2 protein-coding genes are annotated in these 1,606 nt (G+C 51.6%); both read right to left on the bottom strand.

The annotated features are described in order from the left end of the window. Positions 1-74: 74 nt before the first annotated feature. Positions 75-1,292: a hypothetical protein gene (locus BBBE_RS05465; RefSeq protein WP_152023194.1), complete on the bottom strand. Its 1,218-nt coding sequence runs from the start codon at positions 1,290-1,292 to the stop codon at positions 75-77. After that, the coding region (locus BBBE_RS07425) for a hypothetical protein (RefSeq protein ID WP_210162035.1) at positions 1,289-1,606 on the bottom strand (318 nt) is incomplete at its 5' end. The genes BBBE_RS07425 and BBBE_RS05465, both read right to left, overlap by 4 nt.

The following is a 1,606-nucleotide window of genomic DNA, read 5'->3' on the forward strand; positions in this document are numbered from 1 at the left end:
TACCCCCACTCCATATCCTTTAAACCCACTATTCGTAACCGTAATCGACCCATTGTTCATCTCTAACCTCCCCTTCACCCATACCCCTCACCAACATTGGAAATTGTCACCCCATCCAACCTCATCATCTTTGTCTCCATCATCAACACCCCCGTCCCCTTTCCCTCTCCTGTAATCTTCGTCCCCGTAATAGTAGCCAGCGTCACCGATTTCCCCACCCCTATCCCATAATTGTCCCTCCCATTCTTAAACTCAATCGATCCCCTTGTCATCGTCAACGTCCCATTAGTCGCCTCTACCCCCATTGCAACATTTGAAATATTCACCCCAGTCATCTTCAACGTCAACGTTCCCATCCCCGTTGCATACACCCCCTTCCCCTTTCCCTCTCCTGTAATCGTCGTCCCCGTAATAGTAGCCGTCGCTTCACCCCACACCCCTATTCCGTAATCTTTCTTAAACCCAATCTTCCCCTTGTTTATCGTCAACGTTCCACCCTTCTTCGCTTCCACTCCCACTCCAACATTTAAAACATCCACATTGGTCATCTCCAACGTCTTCCCATCCATCCACACCCCCTTACTTCCCTCTCCATCCCCATCCCCCTTAATCGTCACACCCATCAAACTAGCACTTGTCACCCCATTCTTCACCCTCACCCCATAATTCCTGTCCCCATTCTTAAACGTAATTACCGAGTTCCCCTTTATCACCAACGTCCCCGCTACTGCCTCTACCCCCATTTTAACCTTTGAAATCTGCACTCCACTTATCGTCACTGTCCCCTCCTTCATCAACACCCCCTTCTCTACATTTGAAATCCCCACCTCCGTCATATTCAACGTCCCCGTCCCCTCCTTTATCACCCCCGTTCCCTTTCCACTCCCCGCCCCCGTAATCGTCACATCCGTCAAACTAGCCATCGTCACCCCATTCTGCACCCTCACCCCATAATTCCTCTCCCCACCCTCAAACATAATCGTCGAGTGCCCACTTATCTCCACCGTCCCATTAGTTGCCTCCACCCCCATTGCGACCTCTGAAATCGTCACCCTCTCCATCACCATCTTCCCCGTACTCCCCATCCACACCCCCTTACCCGTCCCCCCACCCTTTCCCTCAATCCTCGTCCCCGTCAAAGTAGCATTCACCGATTCCCCCACCCCTATTCCATAATTCCCCACCCCACTCTTAACCGTAATCCTCGTCCCCTCATTCACCGTCAATGTCCCACTTCCTAACATACTTATCCCCACCCCCACATCTGTCATCGTCCCTCCTATCACCGTCAAATTCCCCCCGTTGCATACACCCCCTTCTCAACATTTAAAACATCCACCTTTGTCATCATCATCTCCCCCGTCCCCTCCTTTATCACCCCCTTTCCACTCCCCGTCCCCTCAATCGTCACATTTGTCAAACTAGCATCTGTCACCCCACTCCCCACCTTCACCCCATAATTGTCCTTCCCATCCTTAAACGTAATCGTCCCATCCTTTATCGTCAACGTTCCACCCTTCTTCACCTCCACCCCCTTCTCAACCCCTGAAATCGTCACCATATTCATCGTCAACGTCTTCGAACTCTCCATAATCACCCCACCCCC

Source organism: Bartonella bovis 91-4 (assembly GCF_000384965.1).
GTDB lineage: Bacteria > Pseudomonadota > Alphaproteobacteria > Rhizobiales > Rhizobiaceae > Bartonella > Bartonella bovis.